The 21217-nt window shown below is 73.3% G+C and carries 20 protein-coding genes; 9 read left to right on the top strand and 11 right to left on the bottom strand.

Annotated features, from left to right (window positions below):
- Window positions 1–156: 156 nt before the first annotated feature.
- From ABT154_RS07060 to ABT154_RS07045, 4 genes are all read right to left on the bottom strand, one after another.
- Window positions 157–2241 carry a TerD family protein gene (locus tag ABT154_RS07060; RefSeq protein WP_351853851.1) on the bottom strand — a complete coding sequence of 695 codons (2085 nt, stop codon included), beginning with the start codon at window positions 2239–2241 and terminating at the stop codon, window positions 157–159.
- 120 nt (window positions 2242–2361) lie between these two features.
- The gene (locus ABT154_RS07055) at window positions 2362–2940 is read right to left on the bottom strand and encodes a TerD family protein (RefSeq protein WP_317877610.1); all 579 of its coding nucleotides are present in this window, start codon (window positions 2938–2940) and stop codon (window positions 2362–2364) included.
- A 163-nt stretch (window positions 2941–3103) separates the two neighbouring features.
- Window positions 3104–5248 (bottom strand): excinuclease ABC subunit UvrB, encoded by a 2145-nt coding sequence (gene uvrB / locus ABT154_RS07050; protein WP_351853848.1) that lies wholly within the window; start codon window positions 5246–5248, stop codon window positions 3104–3106.
- A gap of 40 nt (window positions 5249–5288) precedes the next feature.
- The gene (locus ABT154_RS07045; protein ID WP_351853845.1) at window positions 5289–6185 is read right to left on the bottom strand and encodes an MHYT domain-containing protein; all 897 of its coding nucleotides are present in this window, start codon (window positions 6183–6185) and stop codon (window positions 5289–5291) included.
- Window positions 6186–6405: 220 nt separating this feature from the next.
- Here ABT154_RS07045 and ABT154_RS07040 point away from each other — a divergent pair, with 220 nt between their 5' ends.
- Both ABT154_RS07040 and ABT154_RS07035 read left to right on the top strand, forming a co-directional pair.
- Window positions 6406–6972, top strand: coding sequence for a methylated-DNA--[protein]-cysteine S-methyltransferase (locus ABT154_RS07040; RefSeq protein WP_351853842.1), 567 nt, complete (start codon window positions 6406–6408; stop codon window positions 6970–6972).
- Window positions 6973–7176: 204 nt separating this feature from the next.
- Window positions 7177–8475, top strand: coding sequence for an MFS transporter (locus tag ABT154_RS07035; RefSeq protein ID WP_351853840.1), 1299 nt, complete (start codon window positions 7177–7179; stop codon window positions 8473–8475).
- 43 nt (window positions 8476–8518) lie between these two features.
- Here ABT154_RS07035 and ABT154_RS07030 read toward each other — a convergent pair whose 3' ends face one another.
- From ABT154_RS07030 to ABT154_RS07015, 4 genes are all read right to left on the bottom strand, one after another.
- Entirely contained in the window at window positions 8519–9514 is a 996-nt protein-coding gene (locus ABT154_RS07030) for a TolB-like translocation protein (protein WP_351853837.1), read from the bottom strand.
- Between the two features lie 3 nt (window positions 9515–9517).
- Entirely contained in the window at window positions 9518–10834 is a 1317-nt protein-coding gene (locus ABT154_RS07025; protein WP_351853834.1) for an MFS transporter, read from the bottom strand.
- Window positions 10834–12177, bottom strand: a complete 1344-nt coding sequence (locus ABT154_RS07020) for a discoidin domain-containing protein (RefSeq protein ID WP_351853831.1) — start codon at window positions 12175–12177, stop codon at window positions 10834–10836. Before ABT154_RS07020 ends, ABT154_RS07025 begins: the two co-directional genes overlap by 1 nt.
- Before the next feature lie 358 nt (window positions 12178–12535).
- Complete coding sequence (locus tag ABT154_RS07015; protein WP_351853828.1) at window positions 12536–12892, bottom strand: cupin domain-containing protein; 357 nt, start codon at window positions 12890–12892, stop codon at window positions 12536–12538.
- A 271-nt stretch (window positions 12893–13163) separates the two neighbouring features.
- Here ABT154_RS07015 and ABT154_RS07010 point away from each other — a divergent pair, with 271 nt between their 5' ends.
- Together ABT154_RS07010 and ABT154_RS07005 are read left to right on the top strand one after the other, a co-directional pair.
- Window positions 13164–14165, top strand: coding sequence for a pseudouridine-5'-phosphate glycosidase (locus tag ABT154_RS07010; RefSeq protein WP_351853825.1), 1002 nt, complete (start codon window positions 13164–13166; stop codon window positions 14163–14165).
- On the top strand, window positions 14162–15079 hold the full coding sequence (locus tag ABT154_RS07005) for a carbohydrate kinase family protein (RefSeq protein ID WP_351853822.1): 918 nt from the start codon (window positions 14162–14164) through the stop codon (window positions 15077–15079). The genes ABT154_RS07010 and ABT154_RS07005 overlap by 4 nt, the downstream gene beginning before the upstream one ends.
- Before the next feature lies 1 nt (window position 15080).
- Here the strand turns inward: ABT154_RS07005 and ABT154_RS07000 are convergent, their stop codons facing one another.
- Entirely contained in the window at window positions 15081–15716 is a 636-nt protein-coding gene (locus ABT154_RS07000; RefSeq protein WP_351854248.1) for a nucleoside/nucleotide kinase family protein, read from the bottom strand.
- A gap of 244 nt (window positions 15717–15960) precedes the next feature.
- Between ABT154_RS07000 and ABT154_RS06995 the strand changes: the two genes are divergently transcribed.
- Window positions 15961–16725 (top strand): SDR family NAD(P)-dependent oxidoreductase, encoded by a 765-nt coding sequence (locus ABT154_RS06995; RefSeq protein WP_351853820.1) that lies wholly within the window; start codon window positions 15961–15963, stop codon window positions 16723–16725.
- A 52-nt stretch (window positions 16726–16777) separates the two neighbouring features.
- Window positions 16778–17173, top strand: coding sequence for a MerR family transcriptional regulator (locus ABT154_RS06990; protein ID WP_502969456.1), 396 nt, complete (start codon window positions 16778–16780; stop codon window positions 17171–17173).
- On the opposite strand, the gene ABT154_RS06985 is transcribed toward ABT154_RS06990, so the two are convergent.
- A complete protein-coding gene (locus ABT154_RS06985; RefSeq protein ID WP_351853819.1) occupies window positions 17150–17794 on the bottom strand; it encodes a winged helix-turn-helix transcriptional regulator in 645 nt (214 codons plus the stop codon). The genes ABT154_RS06990 and ABT154_RS06985 overlap by 24 nt on opposite strands.
- Before the next feature lie 98 nt (window positions 17795–17892).
- Here ABT154_RS06985 and ABT154_RS06980 point away from each other — a divergent pair, with 98 nt between their 5' ends.
- From ABT154_RS06980 to ABT154_RS06970, 3 genes are all read left to right on the top strand, one after another.
- Window positions 17893–19104: a pyridoxal phosphate-dependent aminotransferase gene (locus ABT154_RS06980; RefSeq protein WP_351853816.1), complete on the top strand. Its 1212-nt coding sequence runs from the start codon at window positions 17893–17895 to the stop codon at window positions 19102–19104.
- Between the two features lie 79 nt (window positions 19105–19183).
- Entirely contained in the window at window positions 19184–19642 is a 459-nt protein-coding gene (gene kilB / locus ABT154_RS06975) for a plasmid transfer protein KilB (RefSeq protein ID WP_351853814.1), read from the top strand.
- 15 nt (window positions 19643–19657) lie between these two features.
- Window positions 19658–20347: a DUF2293 domain-containing protein gene (locus ABT154_RS06970; RefSeq protein WP_351853811.1), complete on the top strand. Its 690-nt coding sequence runs from the start codon at window positions 19658–19660 to the stop codon at window positions 20345–20347.
- Between the two features lie 43 nt (window positions 20348–20390).
- Here ABT154_RS06970 and ABT154_RS06965 read toward each other — a convergent pair whose 3' ends face one another.
- Window positions 20391–21185: a chaplin gene (locus ABT154_RS06965; RefSeq protein WP_351853809.1), complete on the bottom strand. Its 795-nt coding sequence runs from the start codon at window positions 21183–21185 to the stop codon at window positions 20391–20393.
- Window positions 21186–21217: the final 32 nt, after the last annotated feature.

Here is a 21217-nt window from a genome sequence, read left to right as displayed (position 1 = left end):
CATCGCCGGGCCGACGCCCCGGGATCGGATCACCGAGGATCCGTCCGTATTGACGGGTACGCCGCGCATGGGGAGTACTCCCCTCCGCAGGAAGAAGAGTACCCGAAAGACCAAGAGGAGGTAAAGGAATGGGTAAAGGGCCACCAAAAGCGCTGGTCAGAGCCTCTTTCCGGAGGGCGAGGCCGCCACCTGCGCGAGCACCTGCCGCAGGATCCCGCTGCCCGGCGGCAGCGTCGGCGGCTCGTACGACCAGGAGTGGCCCACCCAGGGATCGGCGAGATGGTCGTCGGCCACGGGCGTCAGGCGCAGCAGCGAGCGCCACAGCGGGTCGAGCAGCGGCCCGTACGCGGCGGCGTCCTCCCGGTCCGCGACCATCAGGAGGTGGACGCCGACCGAGGGGCCCTCGTCGGCCAGGTACCGCAGCCGGGTCACCGCCCGGTCGTCGAAGCCGTGCGGGAAGTCGTGCACGAGCAACAGCTGCCTGGACGCGTCCAGGCCCGGCGGCAGGGAGTCGGCCGCGCCGTTCCGCAGGGCCATCTGCAACAGGTCGACCCGCTCGGTGAGCTGCTCGAGGACGGCCGTGACCCCGGCCGCGCCCCGGGCCGGCGGGGCGGCGAGCACCCCCGTCTCCACCAGCGGCGCGAGCGCGGCAGCGCCCGCACCCGCCGCGTCGACGGCATGAAGGGTGAACTGGCCGGCCGGGTGCGCCGCGAGCAGTCGCGCCGCGTGCGCGACGGCGCTGTCCAGCGCGAGCCGCCGCAGCTCGGTCCCGTCGAGCAGGGAGGCGGCCTCGGAATGACCCCGCCCGCTGTCCACCCACAGCCCGCGCTCCAGCGGCAGCCTGATCAGCATGGGGATGCGCAGATCCGTGCGCTCGGGGAGGTGGAGATCGCCCAGGCGGACGGCCATCGGTTCCTCGGCCGGGACGCGGTAGGCGTGCCAGACGGGGTTGTCCCAGCGGGCGTAGGCGGGCGGCAGGGCCGGTTCGACGACCTCGGACTCCGCCGCGAGCTGCGCGAGGTCCCGGTCCAGGACCACCCGGGCCCGCTCGACGAGCTCGTCGTGCCGGGCGCGGGCTGCGGCCCGCGCGGCGTCGTTCGCGCCCCCGACCCGGGAGCGGTAGTCGGAGAGCGACTGGTCGAGTTCGCGGTCGAGCCGGGACTCGGCGAAGTCGCAGGCGCTGCGGTAGGCGGCGGCGGTCCGGGCCAGATCCTCGAACATGCCCCACACCTGGTTGTACAGGCGCTCGTCCATGGACCAGCCCGAGGCGTCCCCGGCGACCGGCGCGGGCGGCGCCTGCCGCGGCTCGGAGGCGGCGGAGGCGGCGGCGGAAGCGGGAGCCGAAGCGGGGGGCGGCGGCGCCTGGCGGCGGGGGTGGGAGTAGTTGATGGGGCCACCGGCGGGGGTCCCCATGGCGGGGGTGGGCCCGGGGACGGACGCACCCGTGCTGTTCCCCGTCGACGGGGTGGACGGCGACGGGGTGGACGGAGGCGGGGTGGACGGCGGCGGTACCACCGGCCCGCTCGACATCGGCGTGGGCGTGGGTGTCGGCGGGGCCGTGGTCGGCGGCGGGGCGGTGGTGCCCGCCTGGCTCGCCGTCGGGGTCTGCGCGGCCGTCGGGTCCGAGGTGGTCACCGGCGCCGTGTGGCGTACGCGCTCCGCCTCGGGAGCGCGCTGCTGCGGCGCGGTCACCGGGACGGCGCCGGGCATCGCCGTCTCCAGGATGGCCGCGGCCAGCTCGGCGGGGCGCTCCAGGCCCTGGTCGCCGAGGAGCGCGGCCAGCCCGCCCTCGTACCCCTGGCCCATGGCGCGGACCTTCCAGGTGCCCTGGCGCCGGTACAGCTCCAGGGCGACGACGGCGGACTCGCGGTCCAGGCCGGTGATGGTGTAGCTGGCGACGTCCGTGCCGTCGGGGCCGGCGACGGCGACGAAGGGCGCGGCGACGGTTCCGAACCGGGTGGCGGCGACGGGCAGCGCGAGGAGGACCGAGACGCGGTGGACGGCCTCGGGGACGGCCGCCAGGTCGACGGTGACGCGGTGGTCGGCGGCGGTCCTTCCGGGGACGTCGACGCCGGGGAGCGAGGGGGAGCCGGGGTGCGCGATCCACTCCATGCCGGGGACCCGGCCCCGCTCGTCGCCGAGGGTGGCGCCGGCCAGGACGGGATGACCGGCCGACACCCGGATCTCCAGTCGGGTGTCGGGCAGGGGGTGGTTCTGTCCCCGGACCAGCTCGGCCGTCATCGGCTCTGTCCCCTCAGCGTTGCTCGGCTCGGTTGGAGCACGTCGTCTGGTTCATGCGGGACAGCTCCCGGGGGCGTCCGCCGCCTCCGGGAGCTGTGGGTGTCCGCCGCGCGGGCCTGCCTACAGGTGCGGCAGGATCGACGGCATCAGGTCCTGGAAGGTGCGGCCGTTGGCCGGGTTGCCCAGGGCGGTCATCTGCCAGCCGGTACCGACGCGGTGCACCTTCGCCATGATCTGCGCGGTGTAGTTGCCGCCGCCGTCGAGGGTGTAGCGCGCGAGCTCCTGGCCGTTCGTCTCGTCGACGATGCGGCAGAACGCGTTCTGCACCTCCTGGAACGTCTGGCCGGTGAAGGAGTTCACCGTGAAGACGATCTGGTCGATGTGGACCGGGACCCGCTCCAGGTCGACGAGGATCGCCTCGTCGTCGCCGCCCTGGCCGGCGCCGCCCACGAGGTTGTCACCGGTGTGCTTGACCGAGCCGTCGTCGCTGACCAGGTGGCGGAAGAACACCACGTCGACCGGCTGCTTCTCGGCGAAGAGGACGGCCGAGGCGTCCAGGTCGATCTCCCGGGTGCGCGAGCCGAAGAGACCGCGGCGCGGCGCGGCCTGCCAACCGAGGCCCATCCGCACCTGGGTGAGGTTGCCCCCGCCCTTCTTCTCCAGGCTGATGGCCTGACCCTTGGTCATGTTGACCGACACGCGTCTGCCCCTCTCGTTGGCGTTCCCCGCGACCGCTGTTCCCGTGCGTGCGGTTGTCCAGCACCCTACGCAGCGCCACTGACAGCGCGGAGGCGCGGTCCGGTTTTGTGTCGGTCTTGCAACACATCGGACCGCCCGTCCTTCGGCGCCCGTCCCCGCCCGGTCAGGCGAGTCCGGCCTCCTTCATCTGGCGCAGTTCCTTCTTCAGCTCCCCCACCTCGTCGCGGAGCCTGGCCGCCACCTCGAACTGCAGGTCGGCGGCGGCGGCGCGCATCCGGTCGGTCATCTCCTCGATGATCGAGGCGAGTTCGGCGGCGGGCCGGTCGCCGAGGTCCAGCGTCGTTCCGGCCTTGCCGGCCTTGGCCTTGGTCTTGCCCTTGGTGCCGTGCGCGGCGAGCGCGGGGACGGGTGCCTTGGCGCCCTTGCCCTCCTTGCTCTGGCGGTAGCCGGAGCCGAGCAGTTCCTCGGTGTCGATCTCCTCGCGCGCGATAGTCGCGACGATGTCGTTGATCTTCTTGCGGAGCGGCTGCGGGTCGATGCCGTGCTCCGTGTTGTACGCGATCTGCTTCTCGCGGCGGCGGTTGGTCTCGTCGATGGCCTGCTCCATCGCGGGGGTGATCCGGTCCGCATACATGTGGACCTGTCCCGAGACGTTTCGGGCGGCGCGGCCGATCGTCTGGATCAGGGAGGTCCCGGAGCGCAGGAAGCCCTGCTTGTCGGCGTCGAGGATGGCGACGAGGGACACCTCGGGCAGGTCGAGGCCCTCGCGGAGGAGGTTGATGCCGACCAGGACGTCGTACTCCCCGGCGCGCAGCTCGCGCAGCAGCTCGATGCGGCGGAGGGTGTCGACGTCGCTGTGCAGGTAGCGCACCTGGATGCCGAGCTCCAGGAAGTAGTCGGTGAGGTCCTCGGACATCTTCTTGGTGAGCGTGGTGACGAGGACCCGCTCGTCGCGCTCGGTGCGCAGCCGGATCTCGTGGACCAGGTCGTCGATCTGGCCCTCGGTGGGCTTGACGACGACCTCGGGGTCGACGAGGCCGGTGGGACGGATGATCTGCTCGACGAAGCCGTCGCCGCGGGACAGTTCGTACGTGCCCGGGGTCGCGGAGAGGTAGACGGTCTGGCCGATCCGCTCCTGGAACTCCTCCCACTTCAGCGGGCGGTTGTCGAGCGCGGACGGGAGCCGGAAGCCGTGGTCGACGAGGGTCCGCTTGCGGGAGGCGTCGCCCTCGTACATGGCGCCGATCTGCGGCACGGTCACGTGCGACTCGTCGATGACGAGCAGGAAGTCCTCGGGAAAGTAGTCGATGAGGGTGTTGGGGGCGGAGCCGGGCTCGCGGCCGTCGAAGTGCATCGAGTAGTTCTCGATGCCGGAGCAGGAACCGATCTGCCGCATCATCTCGATGTCGTACGTGGTCCGCATCCGCAGGCGCTGGGACTCCAGGTGCTTGCCCTGCTTGTCGAGTTCGGCGAGGCGCACCTCCAGCTCCCGCTCGATGTCGTTGACCGCGCGCTCCATGCGCTCGGGGCCCGCGACGTAGTGGCTGGCGGGGAACACGTACAGCTCGCGGTCCTCGCTGATGATCTCGCCGGTGAGCGGGTGGAGGGTGGAGAGGGCCTCGATCTCGTCGCCGAACATCTCGATGCGGACGGCGAGCTCCTCGTACACCGGGAAGATCTCGATGGTGTCGCCGCGGACGCGGAAGGTGCCTCGGGTGAACGCCAGGTCGTTGCGCGTGTACTGGATGTCGACGAAGCGGCGCAGCAGCTGGTCGCGGTCGATCTCCTCGCCGACCTTGAGCGGGACCATCCGGTCCACGTACTCCTGGGGCGTGCCGAGGCCGTAGATGCAGGAGACGGAGGCGACCACGATGACGTCCCTGCGGGTGAGCAGGGAGTTCGTCGCGGAGTGGCGGAGCCGCTCCACCTCCTCGTTGATGGAGGAGTCCTTCTCGATGTACGTGTCCGACTGCGGGACGTACGCCTCGGGCTGGTAGTAGTCGTAGTACGAGACGAAGTACTCCACCGCGTTGTTCGGGAGGAGCTCCCGGAACTCGTTCGCCAGCTGGGCGGCCAGCGTCTTGTTCGGCGCCATCACCAGGGTGGGGCGCTGGAGCTTCTCGATCATCCAGGCGGTGGTGGCCGACTTGCCGGTACCGGTGGCGCCGAGGAGCACGACGTCCTTCTCGCCCGCGCGGATACGCCGCTCCAGGTCGGCGATGGCCGCCGGCTGGTCACCGCTGGGCTGGTACTCGCTGACGACCTCGAAGGGCGCCACCGAACGTTCGATCTTGGAAACGGGCCGCATGGAACCACCGTACGACCCGGCACTGACAGTCGGGGGCTGATCACCAGTCCTGGGAGCGGTGGCCACCCCGGGGGACGGCTCTGCGGGCGCCGCGGGTACGGGGGCGGGCCGTCCAGTTCGCGGGCTCGCCGTACGACGGCACATGGCGCGGGGCGGGCACGCCCGGCCGGTGCACGGCCCGGGGGGACCCCTGCCAGTCGGGGTCGCCCATCACCAGGAGCGGGTCGAACATGACGACGACGGCGGCGAGGATGAGGAAGACCGCCGGGCCGATCAGCATCGGCAGGAGCAGCGAGCCGCCGTTGTCGCCGGTGGAGGTCGAGGCCGTGGTGCCGTGCAGGTGGACGCTGACCGCCGTCATGGCGGTGTAGTGCATACCACTGACGGCGACGCCCATCACCAGGCTCGCACCGAGGCTGGCCAGAAACCCATGGATGGAGACGGCCGCCCAGAGGGCCGCTGTCGCGGCCACGACGGCTATCACCACGGACAGGGCGACGGTGAGGGTGTCGTACTCGATACGGCCCTGGAGACGCATCCCGGCCATGCCCAGGTAGTGCATGGTGGCGACGCCGAGGCCGGTGATGGTGCCGCCGGTGACCAGGGTGAGCGCGGTCGCGCCCCGGTAGCCGACGATGAAGATGCCGATGCCGACCATGAGGACGGCGACGCCCAGGCTGGCGAAGGTGATGGGGCGGTCGTAGTCGATGGGCGCCTGCTGGACGGAGAAGCCCATCATCGCGATGAAGTGCATGGTCCAGATGCCGGTGCCGATCGAGGTGGCGCCGAGGGCGAGCCAGCCCGCCTTGAAGCTGTCGCGGTGGCGGAGCGACCTCGTGGTGCACCTCAGTCCGAGCGCGCCGCCGAGGCAGGCCATGAGAAAGGCGGCCACCGGCGTGACGAGCCCGTAGCTGAATCCGTCGACCGTGCCCTGCATGAGCGTGTGTCCTCCACCCCTGGTGCAACGTCGTCCGAAAACAGTCGGTACCGCTGGGTAGTGCTACCGGGGCGAGATTATGGCGCGCCGGGGGCCCCGCGACCACGTGCCCGGGGATTTGGCGGTCGCGAGACCGGAGCGAGACCGGTCCGTGATCTTGGAGGGCGTCCCGGGGCCGTTTCCGACCGGGTTGTCGGTGGCGGGTCGTACCGTGGGCGGCATGGACATCGAAGCGGGGGCGACGGGCGGCGGGCGGGCCGTGCCGGTGGAGTGGACGGTCATGGAGAGCGGCATCGGGCCGCTGTTCCTCGCGGCCACCGAGCAGGGGCTCGTGCGGGTCGAGTTCCACGCCGACGCGGCGCGGCGCGAGCGGATGCTCGCCCGCCTGGCGGGCCGGCTCGGCGCGGAGCCGGTGGAGCGCGCCTCGGGACTGCTCGCGGGGGCGATACGCAGGCTCGACCGGTACTTCGAGGGCGAGCCGGGCGACATCGGCCTGCCCCTGGACTGGAGCCTCTCGGCCGGGTTCAACCGGCAGGTGCTGCGCGAGCTGGCGGCGACCGTCCCGTACGGCACGGTCGTCGGGTACGGGGAGCTGGCCAGACGCGTGGGGCAGCCGGGGGCGGCGCAGGCGGTGGGAGCGGCGATGGGTTCCAACCCGCTGCCGGTGGTGGTGCCGTGCCACCGGGTGGTGGAGAGCGACGGCGGTCTCGGCGGGTTCGGGGGCGGCCTGGAGACCAAGCGGCAGCTGCTCGCACTGGAGGGGGTGCTGCCGGAACCGCTGTTCTGACGGGGGACGGTCGCCGGGGGACGAGGGAGTCCGGGCTCTCGGAGAGGGGCGGCCGTGCCCGTCGCGGACAGGGGTGACGTGCCCGTCGGGGACAGGTGGCGTGCCTGTCCCGGACAGGTGGCGGGCCCCTCGCGGACAGGTGACCAGTCCGTACGAGATGGGTGGCCGTTCCCATCAGATGGGACGGCTGGCACACTCACGTAAGTGACCAACACCCCCGATGCCCCTGACTCGACCCTGCCCGCACCCCTCGCCGCCCCCCTCGACGAGGCGGAGCTGCCGACGCTGCGGCGTCGCGTCCAGGCCGTGCTGATCGCCACCCAGATCCTCGGCGGCCTCGGCATCGCCACCGGTGTCGCGCTCGCCGCCGTCCTCGCCAGGGACGTCAGCGGCTCCGAGGCGCTGTCGGGGCTCGCGTCCACGGCGACCGTGGCCGGTCCCGCGCTGCTCGCCATGCCGCTGGCCTCCCTGATGGCCTCGCGGGGGCGCCGGGCCGGTCTGGTCCTCGCGTACCTGATCGGGGCGCTCGGCGCCGGTGTCGCGGTGCTCGGGGCCGTCGCGGACAGCTTCCCCCTGCTCCTCCTCGGGCTCGTCTGCTTCGGCGCCGGTTCCTCCGCGAACCTCGCGGCCCGGTTCGCCGCCGCCGACCTCGCCGAACCGGACCGCAGGGCCAGGGCCATCTCCACGGTCGTGTGGGCGACCACGATCGGCGCGGTGCTCGGCCCGAACATCGCCGCGCCCGCCGGGCGGAGCGTCTCGGGCCTGGGCATACCGGCCACGGCGGGCCCGTTCGTGTGGGCCGCCGGTGTCTTCGTGATCGCGGCGGTCGTCGTGGCCGTCCTGCTGCGCCCCGACCCGCTCCTGACCGCGCGGGCACTGGCCGACGCCCGGACGCCGGGCGAAGCGGCGGAGGACCGCTCCCTGAAGGCCGGGATGCGGGCCGTACGGGAGTCCCCCCGGGCCCGCCTCGCCCTGGTCACCGTCGCCGGTTCGCACACCGCCATGGTGTCGATCATGTCGATGACTCCGGTGGCACTCACCCACCACGGCGCGGACATCCAGCTGATCGGGCTCGTGATCAGCGGACACATCGCGGGCATGTACGCCTTCTCTCCACTGATGGGCTGGCTGTCCGACCGGCTGGGAAGGCTGTCGGTGATCGGGCTCGCGGTCGGGCTCATCGGCGCGGCGGCCCTCATCGCGGGCACGGCGGGAGCCAGCCACGGCCGGACCGCACTGGGCCTGTTCGTGCTGGGCCTGGGCTGGTCGGCGGGGCTGGTGTCCGGCTCGGCGCTGCTCACGGACTCGGTGCCGCAGGCCGCGCGTGCGGCGGTCCAGGGCGTCTCCGACTTCGTGATGAACACCGCCGCCGGTGTCGGCGGTCTCGCCGCCGGCCTGATCGTCTCCCAGCTGGGCTACGGCCCGCTCAACGCCATCGCCGCCCTTCTTCTGCTGCCGATGGCGGCGCTGGCGGTCCGCGGCTCGCTGCGGAAGACCGTCTGACGCGGAGGCGGTCCTCCGCCGGGCTTCGCCGGAATGCGCGCGGTCAGTTCGTCACCGTCGGGGAGGAGGCGCCGCGGGCCAGTCGGCGTGGGGCTCCCGTCCCGTCGGCCGGGACCGACCACACGTCTCCCCCGTACCCGTACGCGAGGGTCTCCCGGTCCGTCCACAGCGCCTGGTCGTCGATGCCGTGCGGCTCGGCGACCGCGTGTTCGCGCCCGGTGGCCAGGTCGTACACGTACAGCCGCCACGGCTCGCTCGGGCCGTCGGACACCCGCTTCTTGAAGGCGATCCTGGTGCCGTCCGGGGAGAGCGACGGGCATTCGACGTTCTCGCGGAGGGTCCTGGCCGACCAGTTCCGCATGTCCCCCTCGACGAGGTGGGTACGGCCGCCGGTCGCGACGGTGGCGTAGAAGCGGTTGTCGTCGGCGGCGAAGCTGACGCCCCAGTAGTTGACGTCGGGGGCGTGGTAGCGGCGCCCGCCGAGGGTGAGCGGGAGCTGCTCGATGTTCTTGACCAGATAGCCGGTGCGCAGGTCGAGGATCGAGGTGCGGGTGGAGAACGCCGAGCGGGCGTAGGAGTCGCCGGTGGCGAACATCGTCCAGGCCAGCATGTTCCCCGAGGCGGAGACCCGGGCCCGGCTGGGGATGCCCGGCAGCCCGATCCGGCGCACCTCGCGCAGCCGCCGGTCGAGCACCAGGGCGTACGAGCGGGCCGGCACGCCCGGCCTGCGCTGGAGGCAGAGCGCGGTGCCGCCGGCCGCGTGGAAGCGGTCGCAGGCGGGACCGCCCGCCACCCGCCCGCCGGGTGCGGCCGGGTCCACGCGCGCGACGCGCCCGCTCGTGGTGTCCCGGGCGTAGAGCGTGCCGGCGCCGTCGTCGAGGGTGAAGCCGGGATCGGCGGTGCCGGTGGCCGCGGCCTCGCGTCCGGAGGCGGCACGGAGGGTGTAGGCGGTGGCTCCGCCGCCGAGCAGCAGCAGCGCGAGGACGATGATCCACGCGCGCGTACGGGTGGACGGGCGGGCGCCGTTCAGTGCGGGCATGGGTCAGTCGGTCCTCTCGGAGGGCTCGGGGACGGGGCGCCCCGAGGGGGCGGGAAGACCCCTGGGCAGCAGGCGCGCGGAACAGCCGACGGCCACCGCGAGGGCCAGGAGCGCCGCGACGAGCGCGGTCTCGGGCCCGCTCGCGGTCCAGACGGCGCCGAAGGCGACGGCGGCTCCGAGCCGGGCGAGCGCCTGGGCGGTCTGGACGAGGGCGAGGCCGCCCGCCTGCCGCCCCTCGGTCAGGAAGGGGCCGGTCAGGGCCATGAGGACGCCGTCGGTGGTGGCGTAGAAGATCCCGAGCAGGGCGAGGACGCCCAGCAGGACCACCGGGTCGGGCAGGGAGGTCAGGAGCAGTCCGTAGGCGAGGAGCAGGGCCCCGTGGCCGTACAGGAGGGGTCCGCGTCGGCCCACGCGGTCGGCGAGGCGGCCGGCCGGGACGGCGAGCAGCAGATAGACGCCGGCGGCGCCGAGCGGCAGGAACGGGAACCAGGTGGCGTCGAAGTCGAGCCGTCGCTGGAGCAGCAGGTAGAGGAAGGAGTCGCCGACGGTGGCGGCCCCGAGGAGTCCGGCGCAGAGCACGATCCGGCGGTACGCGGGCGAGCGCAGCCCGGCGAAGAGCCCGCCACGCGCGCGTGGCGCCGCCTGGACGTCCGGCCGCGCCCGGTCGGGGAGCGCTCGTGCGCCCCCGTCCGCGCGGGCACGGCCGGGGACGAGCAGCACCCACAGGAGGACGCCGAACGCTCCGACGCAGAAGCTGACGGCGAAGACCGCGTCGTACGCGTCGGCCGTCGCCCACAGCAGGGCGAAGGCGGCCAGCGGGCCGAGGAGGGCGCCGGTGGTGTCCATGGCGCGGTGCGTGCCGAAGGCGCGGCCCAGGTCCTCGGGCGGGCTGTGCAGCGTGATGAGGGCGTCGCGCGGGGCGGTGCGGACGCCTTTGCCGAGCCGGTCGGCGGTGATCGCGCCGGCGATCCAGCCGGTCGCGCCGCCGGCGAGGAGGAGGCCGAGGCGGGAGCAGGCGGAGAGGGCGTAGCCGAGCCCGCCGACCTGCTTGTGTCGGCCGTCGCGGTCGGCGGTGGCGCCGCCGAGGAGCCGTACGAGCGCGGTGGCGCCGGTCGAGAGGCCGTCGAGCAGCCCGAACTGGAGGGGGGACAGGCCGAGTCCGAGGACCAGGTAGAGCGGCAGGACGGCCGTCACCATCTCCGAGGAGACGTCGGTGACGAGGCTGACCGCGCCGAGGGCGAGGACGGTCCCCGGGACGCGCCGCCGGACCCCCGAGGGGGCGGGCGGCGCGTCCCGGCGACCGGTGGTCGCGAGGTACATCAGTGGCAGGTGTAGGTCGGGCCGGAGTCCTTGACCTGGTCGTCGGTGCCGACGTACTGCCAGGTGTAGGTGGTGTCGGTGAGGTCCAGCTTCAGGACGCCGTAGGTGCCGCTGATCCTCTTCTGGCTGTTGGGCTGGACCGTCTCGATGTCGTACGGCTCGGCGCCGCCCATGCCGCCGACGATCTCGACGATGCCGTCCGCGGTGGCCTGGCCGCTCGGGTTCTGCGGGGCGAAGCGCTCGTAGTGGTGGTCGTGGCCGTTGAGCACGAGGTCGGCCTTGGCCCCGTAGAGGATCTGCCAGACGGGCTTGGAGACGGGGTCGTTGCCGTGGCCGCCGGAGGAGTACAGCGGGTGGTGGAAGTAGGCGGCGATACAGCCCTTGGTGTTCCGTGCGAGGTCGTCCTTGAGCCACTGGATCTGCGCGGCGTCGTCGAAGGAGTTGGAGTCGAGGGCGACGAAGTGCCAGTTGCCCTGGTCGTAGCTGTAGTACGACTTGCCCTGCGGGTAGGCGATGGCGCCGAAGTACGACTTGTAGCCGGCGAGCGCGCCTGCCGGGTCGTAGGTCTCGTGGTTGCCGGGGACGGGCCGGGTCTTGGCCTTGAAGGCGCCCCAGCTCTTGTCGTAGTAGTTACGGAAGTCGGAGAGCAGGGCGTCGTCGTACTGGTTGTCGCCCATCGTCAGATAGAAGGACGGCGCGATCCGCTGGGCGAGGGCCGCGGTCTTGGGGTGCGCGCAGGAGCTGCTGGAGGCGGTGCACTGGGCGGCGATGTCACCGGCCGCGACGACCGTGAAGGAACCGGTGGGCGGGGTGGTGGTGCCGCCGGTGGTGCCGTAGACCTCGACCGAGTAGAGGGAGTAGCCGTACGAGGTGCCGCGGGCGGTCCCGTACACGCGCAGGTAGCGGCCCTGGCCGGTGAGTCCGGTCCAGTCGTCCGTGGCGCCGTTGCCCGCGGTCTCGTTGGCGAGGGCGGTCCAGGTGGTGCCGTCGACGGAGATCTCGACGCGGTAGGCCTTGGCGTAGGCGGCCTCCCAGACGAGCTTGACGCGGGAGACGGTCGCCGAGGGGCCGAGGTCGACCTTGATCCATTGCGGGTCGACGCCCTCGGCGCTGGCCCAACGGGTGGTGGAGACGCCGTCGAAGGCCTTCTCCGGGCCGAAGGTGCCGTCCTCGACGGAGGAGGCGGTCGCCGGGCGGCCTTGTGAGATGAGTACGTCGGCGGCGGCTCCGGCCCGTTCCGGGAGGGCGAGCAGAAGCCCTCCGACGAGCAGCAGCACGGCGGCGAGGACGAAGGGGAGAGGGGTGGTGGTGCGGTGTGGTGGGGCGGAGACGTTCAGGCGCATACCTGGCTCCCTGGCCTGTGGGGTGGGCTAGAGCTGGACACCGGTGCGGCGCACCACGGACCGGGCACGCGGCACGGACCGGGCCGCCCGTGCCGCGGGGTCGCGGACACGGACGACCGGCCGCGCGACGATTCGGGGCGCCGCGCGGCGCGGTGGTGCTGGCGGCCGGGTCAGAGCTCTCACTGAGCGCGTCACGCCCCGGGGACGGGCCGCCGCGCCAAGCCGCTGCCGGGGATGCTAGCGGATAGGAAGGTTTCCTACCAGACTCCCAACGGGTGACCGGAACCAGGGAGTTCGGGGTTGCGCCCGGGGCCTTCCGGGGTTTGCCGGGGGTTCTCCTGGAGGTCCCCTCCGGGCCTCAGAGGCTGATGTGGTACGCCTTGCGCAGGGTCTCGTGCACGGTCCAGGTCGTCCGGTCGCCCTCGCGCAGCACACAGGCGTCCCCCGGGCCGATCTCCAGGGTCTCGCCGCCCTCGACGGCGACGGTCGCGCGCCCGGACACCACCACGAAGAGCTCGTTGGCCTCGGTGTCGGTGACGACGCCGGGGGTGATCTGCCAGATGCCGCGCAGCTGCTTGCCGTCGGCCGACTCCCACAGCACCTTGCCCGTCACCTCGGGCGTACCGGAGACGATCTGGGCGGGGTCGAGGGGGTCCGCCTCGAGCTCGGCGTCGGGAATGCGGACGGCGAAGGAAGGCTGGTCATGTGTGGTCATGGGCGGTGACTGTAGCCGGGCTCCGGGACCGACCCGAGGCCGGGACCGGCTGGAATGACCTCGTCCGCTTCGCCTCCCACCAGGCGTGATAGCCGAATTGACCGACGGCGACGAAATCCGCACCACCCCTCCGGCGCGACGCCGGACGGGTGGCGCGCCCCGCTCGGGGCCGCACCCGGCGCTCGGGGACGGATTCCGCAGGGGCACCCACCGTGTGGCAGGTGGTCGCCAACGAGGTTTGCGGGGCCCGTGGCCGCGCCAGGAATGGGACATGTCCACACAGGTGTCCGAAGAGGTACGGGAGGCCCTCCACGAGGGGCGGCCCGTCGTCGCTCTGGAATCGACGATCATCGCCCACGGTCTGCCGCGCCCGCGCAACCTGGCCGTGGCCGTGGAGCTGGAAGAGCTGGTACGGGCCGGGGGCGGCGTGCCCGCCACGATCGCGGTGGTCGACGGCACGGCCAGAGTCGGCCTGGACGGCGCGGCGCTGACCCGTATCGCCGAGGACCCGGCCGTACGCAAGCTGGGGCACCGCGACCTCGCGCCGGCCCTGGCGGCCGGAGCGACCGGAGCGACCACCGTCTCGGCCACGGCATGGCTCGCGGACGCGGCGGGCATACGGGTGTTCGCGACCGGCGGCCTCGGCGGGGTGCACCGGGAGTGGAGCGAGACGCAGGACGAGTCCGCCGATCTGCGACTGCTCTCCCGGGTCGGCGTCACCGTCGTGTGCGCCGGGGTCAAGTCGATCCTCGACGTGCCAGCGACGCTCCAGCGCCTGGAAACGCTGGGGGTGACGGTCGTCGGGTACGGCACCGAGCACTTCCCCGGCTTCTACCTCGCCTCGTCGGGGCAGCCCGTGGACTGGACCCTGCGGACCCCCGGGGAGGTCGCGGAGGTGATACGGGCGCAGGACCGCCTCGGCGGACCGCGCGCGGCGCTGGTCGTGGCCAACCCGGTGCCGGTGGCGGAGCAGCTGGATCCGGCGCTGCACGACCGGGTGCTCGCGGGGGGCCTGGCGGCGGCGAGGGAGAAGGGGATCGCGGGACAGGCGGTGACACCGTTCCTGCTGGAGTACCTGACGACGCATACGGAAGGGGCGTCGCTGGAGGCCAATCTGGCGGCGGTACGGGGCAACGTACGGCTCGCGGCGAGCATCGCGGGGGCGTACGCGAGGGAGGCCGGCGGCGCGGGAGCGGGTCCTGAGACGGGCGCGGGTCCCGACACGGGCGCGGGTCCCGACACGGGCGCGGCGCCCGGCGCGGGCGGCCGGTGACGCGGGCCCCGGGTGCGCTGCTCGTCGTCGGGGACGTGGTGACGGACGTCGTCGCCCTGCACCGGACCCCGCTCGCCACGGCCACGGACACGGCGGCGCGCATCCGTACCCTCCCGGGCGGCGCCGGGGCCAACGCCGCCTGCTGGGCGGCGCGTTCCTGGCCCGGGGAGGTACGACTCCTCGGCCGGGTCGGCACCGACACGGCGGGCTGGCACGACCGGGCGCTGCGGCGCGCGGGCGTGCGCCCCCTGCTCGTCCCCGACCCGGAGGCGGCGACGGCCACCGTGATCGCACTGGTGGACCCCTCGGCGGAGCGCACGTTCCTGACCGACAGCGGCGCCGCCCTGCGCCTCTCCCCCGACGACTGGTCCGCCCGGCTGCTCGACGGCGTGGCCCGGCTGCACCTGTCCGGCTATCTGTACTTCTCCGGTACGAGCCGGGCGACGGCCCGGCGGGCGCTGCGGGACGCGCGGGAGGCGGGGATTCCGGTGAGCGTGGACCCGGCTTCGGCGGGCTTCCTGACGGAGCTGGGGCCGGATCGGTTCCTGGCGGCCACGGAGGGCGCGGAGATCCTGCTGCCCAACGCGGACGAGGCCCGGCTGCTCACCGGCCACACCGAACCGGAGCCCGCGGCGGCGGAGTTGAGCCGCCGGTTCCCGTCGGTCGTGGTCACCCTGGGGGCGGCCGGCGCGCTGGTCGCCCGGGGCGGCGAAATCACCGCACGCGTGACCGCGCCCCGGGTGCGGCCGATGGACTCGACGGGCGCGGGGGACGCGTTCACGGGGGCGTTCCTGGCGGCCCTGCTCGCGGGCGCGGACCCGGCACACGCCGCCGAGGCGGGCTGCCGCGCCGGCGCGGAGGCGGTCACCGTGATGGGCGGCAGACCACCGGACGGACGCGCCGTCCGGATCTGAGCTACCCCCGCAGTCCCGTCCAGGCCGGGTGGCGCGGGTCGTCCGCCCGTACGACGACGTCCGCCGCCCCGGCCGGGTCGACCTCCGTGTCGTAGCGGGCGAAGGCCGGCAGGGTCCAGGCTTCCTCGGTGCGCCGGGCGAGCGCGGCGGGCGAGAGTCTCAGGTGCGTGGTGAGGTCGAAGGGGAACCAGTGGCCGAGCAGGAAGGGCCCGTGCACCACGAGGACCGCGCCCGGCGGCAGCGTCACGTACGGGCTGCGGGTCGCGCGGTCCCGCACCGGGTCCCACAGATCGGGCAGCACGCGGCCGGTGCCGCCGGGTTCCAGCGGGCCGAAGACCTCCCGCCACAGGGCCTTGATGTCGGTCCACCCGTCGTAGTACGCGTCCGGGTCCCGCTTCCCGTACTCGTACCGGAGGGACGCGGGCCGCAGGAACCCACGGGTCCCCACGACGTGGGCGGAGCGTCCGCGCGTCCGCAGTGCCTCGGCGAGCAGCCCGGCCAGTTCGCCGCCGGGTGCGGCGGGCGGCCCGTCGATGCCGACCTTGAGCCACTCGCCGCCGTCACCGGGGGTGGCCGCGTCGACGTGTCCGGCGAGCGTCTCGGCCAGCCGTTCCCAGGTGATCGCCTCGTATCGCATCCCGCTCATCCTGCCCGTCGCTCCCCTGACGTGTACCGGCCGACACCCCCGGCACTGCGGCGACCCGGCCGCGCGGCTCACCGGGCTTGGGCGTCACGGTGACGTGGGACGACGACTTCCCGGGCCACCGGCGCCTCTGCACCACGGACTGCCACGGGAGCCGGATCGAATTCTTCTGCCCCGGTGGACCCGCCCGGCCACGGCTTGACCTTGTCACTGGCGTCACTGTTTCACCATCGGTCCCATGGTCAAGGAATGCACGGACACCACCACACCCACCAGGGTCGTCGTCACGGGCGCGGGCACCGGCATCGGCCGGGCCACCGCCCGCGCCTTCGCCGGGCAGGGGGCGACGGTCGTCGCCGTCGGCCGTCGGCCCGAGCCGCTGCGGGAGACGGCCGAGGGGCACCCCACGATCCATCCGTTCGCCGCCGACATCACGGCGGAGGACGCGGCCGAGGAGATCGTCCACGCCGCCCTGACCGGTCACGGCCGCCTCGACGTGCTCGTCAACAACGCCGGGATCTCCGCGGGCGGCCCGCTCGGCGGCCTCGACCGCTCCGTGATCACCCCGCTCCTGGAGACGAACCTCGTCGCCCCGATACTGCTCACCCAGGCCGCGGTCCCGGCGCTCCGGGAGTCCCGGGGCGTCGTGGTGAACGTGACCACGACGATCGGTCAGCGCGGCTGGCCCGCCAACTCCGTCTATCCGGCGACCAAGAGCGCCCTGGAGACCCTGACCCGCTGCTGGGCGGTGGAGCTCGCACCGGACGGCGTACGGGTGGTGGCGGTCGCGCCCGGTGCGGTCGAGACCCCGATCGCGGACCACATGGGCCTCTCCCCCCAGCAGTCGAAGGCACTGCGGGCCTGGCAGCTGGCGCACACCCCGCTGGGCCGGATCGGTAGGCCCGAGGAGGTCGCCTGGGCGATCACCTCGCTCGCCGCGCCGGACGCCTCCTTCCTGACCGGCACCGTACTGCCCGTCGACGGGGGCGCACTGGTCGCATGAGCCGGAGGCCGGGCGCACCGCTCGCCCGAGCCGACGGGTGCGCGCCGCTCGCGTGATAGGACTGCGCGAGGAGGTGGCGGCCGTGCGGATCGGTGAACTGGCGCGGCGGACCGGGGTGTCGCCCCGGGCGCTGCGCCACTACGAGACGGCCGGGCTGATCGCGTCGGCCCGTGCGGAGAACGGCTACCGGGTGTACGGCGAGGGCGCGGCCACCCGGGTGGCGAACATCCGGTACCTCCTCGACGCGGGGCTCACGCTGGACGACGTGTCCGCGTTCCGTTCCTGTCTGGACGGGGACATGCCCTCGGCCCCGCCGTCCGCCCGGGGCCTGGAGATCGCCCGCGAGCGGCTGGCCGTGCTCGACGCGCGCATCGCGGCGCAGACCGAGGCCCGGGACCGGCTGGCACGCGCCCTGTCGGCGCGGTCAGTGGGCCCCGGCGGCCCGTAGCGTCCTGTCCAGCGCCGCGCGCCCCGACGCGACCGCCTCGGCCAGCGTCAGTTCCCCGCCCGCGAGGGCCCGGCAGGTCGCCGCGTCCGTCCGCAGCCTTGCGTCGGGCAGCTCCGTCGTACCGTCGCCATAGACGCCGTCCCCGTACGCCACGCTTCCGTCCGCTCCGACGCGTACGTGGAACTCGCCCTCGTCCAGGGTCACCTGGACGACCCCGGCACCCAGCCCGGCCAGCGCGCCGAGCAGCGGGATCGCGTACCAGTGCGCGCGGACGGCGTCGGTGGGGCGCGGTTCGCCCAGCTCCGGCGCCCCCCAGGCGGCGAGGCTGCGCAGCACGGGCAGCAGCTCGCGTCCGCGCGCGGTGAGCTCGTAGACGAACGCCGAGGCGGGCGGGGGCAGTCGGCGGCGGGTGACCAGCTCGGCCGCCTCCATGTCCTTGAGGCGGCCGGCGAGCATGTCCGTGCTGACGCCGGGGAGGTCGGCGTGGAGGTCGGTGTAGCGGCGCGGTCCGGCGAGGAGTTCGCGGACGACGAGCAGGGTCCAGCGGTCGCCGACGAGGTCGAGGGCGCGCGCGGCGGCGCAGTGCTGGTCGTAGCTGCGGCGGCGTGGCTGACGTGGCATGCGACGCAGTCTAGACATGTTGTTGGACTTTCCAAGCTCGGACTTGGTAAAACCAAGCAACACGCACCACTGATTCCGGGGACCTGGGGAGGTCGGACATGGAGTTCCGGCAGTCGAGCAAGCTGAGCGAGGTCTGTTACGAGATCCGGGGCCCGGTCATCGAGCACGCCAACGCGCTGGAGGAGGCGGGCCACAGCGTCCTGCGCCTCAACACCGGCAATCCGGCGCTCTTCGGCTTCGAGGCGCCCGAGGAGATCGTCCAGGACATGATCCGGATGCTCCCCAGGGCCCATGGCTACACCGACTCGCGCGGCATCCTCTCCGCCCGCCGCGCGGTCGCCCAGCGCTACCAGTCCATGGGCCTGCCGGACGTGGACGTCGACGACATCTTCCTCGGCAACGGCGTGTCCGAGCTGATCTCGATGGCCGTGCAGGCCCTCCTGGAGGACGGTGACGAGGTCCTCGTACCCGCCCCGGACTACCCGCTGTGGACGGCGGTGGTCACGCTCGCCGGCGGCAAGCCCGTGCACTACCTGTGCGACGAGTCCGCCGACTGGTACCCGGACCTCGACGACATGGCGTCGAAGATCACCGACCGCACCAAGGCCATCGTCGTCATCAACCCCAACAACCCCACGGGCGCCGTCTACCCGAAGGAGATCCTGGAGGGAATCTTCGAACTCGCCCGGCGCCACGGCCTGATGGTCCTCGCCGACGAGATCTACGACCAGATCGTCTACGACGGGGCCGTCCACCACCCGGCCGCCTCCCTCGCCCCCGACCTGGTCGTCCTCACCTTCGGCGGGCTCTCCAAGACCTACCGGGTGGCGGGCTTCCGCTCCGGCTGGCTGGTCGTCACCGGCCCGAAGCAGCACGCCAGGAACTATCTGGAGGGCCTCACCATGCTGGCCTCCATGCGGCTCTGCCCCAACGCCCCCGCCCAGTACGCCATCCAGGCCGCGCTAGGCGGCCGGCAGTCCATCCACGAGCTGACCGCCCCCGGCGGCCGGCTGCGCGAACAGCGCGACCGGGCCTGGGAGAAGCTCAACGAGATCCCGGGCGTCTCCTGCGTGAAACCGAAGGGCGCGCTGTACGCCTTCCCGCGCCTCGACCCGAAGGTGCACAAGATCCACGACGACGAGAAGTTCGTCCTCGACCTGCTTCTGCGCGAGAAGATCCAGGTCGTCCAGGGAACCGGCTTCAACTGGCCGCGCCCCGACCACTTCCGCATCCTGACCCTGCCGTACGCCGACGACCTCGACGCCGCCATCAGCCGCATCGGCCGCTTCCTGAGCGGCTACCGGCAGTGACGTGACACCCCGTCTGCTGTCATGATCTGAGAGTCCGAAGATCCTTCGGACCGACGAACGGACGGAGGGGCGGCGGGTCATGGATGTGGCGCTGATAGCCGTGGCGGGGACCCTGTTGGGCGTCATCGCCACGCACTGGTTCCAAGGGCGGGCCAGCGAACGCACGGCCTCGCTCGCCCGGACCGAGCAGCTCCGACAGGAGCGGATCGCGACCTACAGCGCCTACGCCGGCGCGGTCGTCGACTACCGGCACAGCCAGAACGACCGCTGGTTCCGGGCGTTCAAGCAGCCCGGCTCGGAGGAGGCGGAGGAGTCCCGGCACGCCTCCTACCGGCAGCGCACCGCCGCACGACAGGCTCTGTTCCGCGTCCAGTTGGTGTGCGACGACCCGGCTCTGCGCCGGCTGGCGGAGGCCGCCTTCGAGGAGACCCACTGCATGCACGACGCGGAGGGCGAGTCCGAGCGCGCCCGCCGCTCCGCGCAGGCGAAGGAGGCACTCGCCGTGTTCATCGCCGCCGCCGCGCCCGGCATCCGCTGAGCGGGGGGGCGGCACATGGACCTCGTCGCGCCGGTCGTCGTCGAGCCGCTGAAGCGCCGCCGCTGCTCGGAGTGCGGGCAGGGCCCGCTGGAGCGGATGATCGTCGAGTTCAACGCGCCGGTCTGTCTGGACTGCGCGGACCTCGGGCATCTCGTCTTCCTGCGGCGCGGGGACACCGCGCTCACCCGGCGGGCCCGCGAGAACAGCACCCTCTGGGCCGTGGTCGTACGGCACAACCGGCGCCGCACCCGGTACGAACGACAGGGTCTGCTCGTCGAGGAGGCGGCGCTCGCCGGGGCGGAGCGCGCCTGTCTGGCGGACGCGGACGCGCGGGCCAGGCGGCGGGCCAGGGACGCCGTACGGCGCGCGGCGCTCGACGCCGAGGTCACCGAGGTCCTCCGGGCGGAGATCCTGCGACTCTTCCCGTCCTGCCCGGCGGACCGGGCCACGGAGGTCGCCGTCCACGCCTCGGCGAAGGGCAGTGGACGGGTCGGGCGCACGGCCGCTGGCCGCGCGCTCGACCGCGGCGCCGTCACGGCCGCGGTGCGGGCCTCCGTGCGGCACGTGGACACGCCGTACGACACCCTGCTGATGCGGGGGGTTCCTCGGCACCAGGCCCGGACGAGGGTCGCTCCCGCCATCGAGGCGGTGCTCCGGGCCTGGCGTCACGGCGCCGAGAACGCCCTCGGCCGGGGACACGGCTGACGGCTCGGGCGTCAGCGCGTGTCGGCCGCTGAGACGGGGATCGTCAGGCGCGGTCTCCGGCGCGGCGCGCGCGACGGTACAGCAGGGCGCCGCCGAGCAGCAGGGCGGCGCTCGCGGGGGCGGCGTACCCGATGGTGTCCGAACCGGTGGCGGCCAGCGAGGCGGAGCTCGACTCGCCCTGCGGCGCGGGCGCCGGAGCGGGGGTCTCGGTCTCGGCCTGCGGAACCGGCACGTGGCGCACGGGGGTCCCCGGGCGCGGGGTCGGCTTCTCGATCGGCTGCTGGGGCTTGCCCGGGCCGTTGACCGAGGTGTTGCCGAAGACCGGGTTGCCGACACCGACCACGTTGACCGAGTTGCCGCTGAGGTTCACGGGCAGGTCGATGGGCAGCTGGAGGCCGTTCCCGGAGAGCACGCCGGGAGATCCCGCGACATGGGTCTCGGCCGTGGAACCGCCGCCGTTCGACGAACCGCCGCTCTGGGAGCCGCCCCTGCCGGAGCCGCCCGCCTGCTCGCCGCCGCGCGGGGTGCCGGGCTGGTCCTTGTGGGACCGGTCGCCGCCCTTCGACGACTTGTGCCCCCCGGACTCGGGCGCGGCCGAGCGGTTCGCACAGCCGTTGCCGAAGGCCGGGTTGAGGAGCCCGACGACGTTGACCGTGTTCCCGCAGACATTGACCGGCACGTGCACCGGCAGCTGAACCGTGTTGCCGGAACCGACGCCCGGCGAACCGACCGCGGCGCCCTGCGCGCCGGAGTCGGCGTGCGCGGCGCCCGCCGAGAGCGCGAGCGCTCCACCCGTGACCAACAGTGTGGCCAGACCACTTCGGCGAATCTGCCTCATGGCTTCCTGCCTTCCGGAGTTGTGCACGGGCA

Source organism: Streptomyces sp. NPDC001728 (assembly GCF_040297565.1).
In the GTDB taxonomy this organism is placed as follows: Bacteria; Actinomycetota; Actinomycetes; order Streptomycetales; family Streptomycetaceae; genus Streptomyces.
Note: the sequence above shows the minus strand (reverse complement) of the source record. Positions and strands in the feature narration are given on the sequence as shown.

Coding starts and splice junctions, on each gene's coding strand:
- ABT154_RS07060 (WP_351853851.1), bottom strand. CDS start 2,241: ATGACGGCCGAGCTGGTCCGGGGACAGAACCACCCCCTGCCCGACACC.
- uvrB (WP_351853848.1), bottom strand. CDS start 5,248: ATGCGGCCCGTTTCCAAGATCGAACGTTCGGTGGCGCCCTTCGAGGTC.
- ABT154_RS07045 (WP_351853845.1), bottom strand. CDS start 6,185: ATGCAGGGCACGGTCGACGGATTCAGCTACGGGCTCGTCACGCCGGTG.
- ABT154_RS07040 (WP_351853842.1), top strand. CDS start 6,406: ATGGACATCGAAGCGGGGGCGACGGGCGGCGGGCGGGCCGTGCCGGTG.
- ABT154_RS07030 (WP_351853837.1), bottom strand. CDS start 9,514: ATGCCCGCACTGAACGGCGCCCGCCCGTCCACCCGTACGCGCGCGTGG.
- ABT154_RS07025 (WP_351853834.1), bottom strand. CDS start 10,834: ATGTACCTCGCGACCACCGGTCGCCGGGACGCGCCGCCCGCCCCCTCG.
- ABT154_RS07020 (WP_351853831.1), bottom strand. CDS start 12,177: ATGCGCCTGAACGTCTCCGCCCCACCACACCGCACCACCACCCCTCTC.
- ABT154_RS07015 (WP_351853828.1), bottom strand. CDS start 12,892: ATGACCACACATGACCAGCCTTCCTTCGCCGTCCGCATTCCCGACGCC.
- ABT154_RS07010 (WP_351853825.1), top strand. CDS start 13,164: ATGTCCACACAGGTGTCCGAAGAGGTACGGGAGGCCCTCCACGAGGGG.
- ABT154_RS07000 (WP_351854248.1), bottom strand. CDS start 15,716: ATGCGATACGAGGCGATCACCTGGGAACGGCTGGCCGAGACGCTCGCC.
- ABT154_RS06995 (WP_351853820.1), top strand. CDS start 15,961: ATGGTCAAGGAATGCACGGACACCACCACACCCACCAGGGTCGTCGTC.
- ABT154_RS06985 (WP_351853819.1), bottom strand. CDS start 17,794: ATGCCACGTCAGCCACGCCGCCGCAGCTACGACCAGCACTGCGCCGCC.
- ABT154_RS06980 (WP_351853816.1), top strand. CDS start 17,893: ATGGAGTTCCGGCAGTCGAGCAAGCTGAGCGAGGTCTGTTACGAGATC.
- kilB (WP_351853814.1), top strand. CDS start 19,184: ATGGATGTGGCGCTGATAGCCGTGGCGGGGACCCTGTTGGGCGTCATC.
- ABT154_RS06970 (WP_351853811.1), top strand. CDS start 19,658: ATGGACCTCGTCGCGCCGGTCGTCGTCGAGCCGCTGAAGCGCCGCCGC.
- ABT154_RS06965 (WP_351853809.1), bottom strand. CDS start 21,185: ATGAGGCAGATTCGCCGAAGTGGTCTGGCCACACTGTTGGTCACGGGT.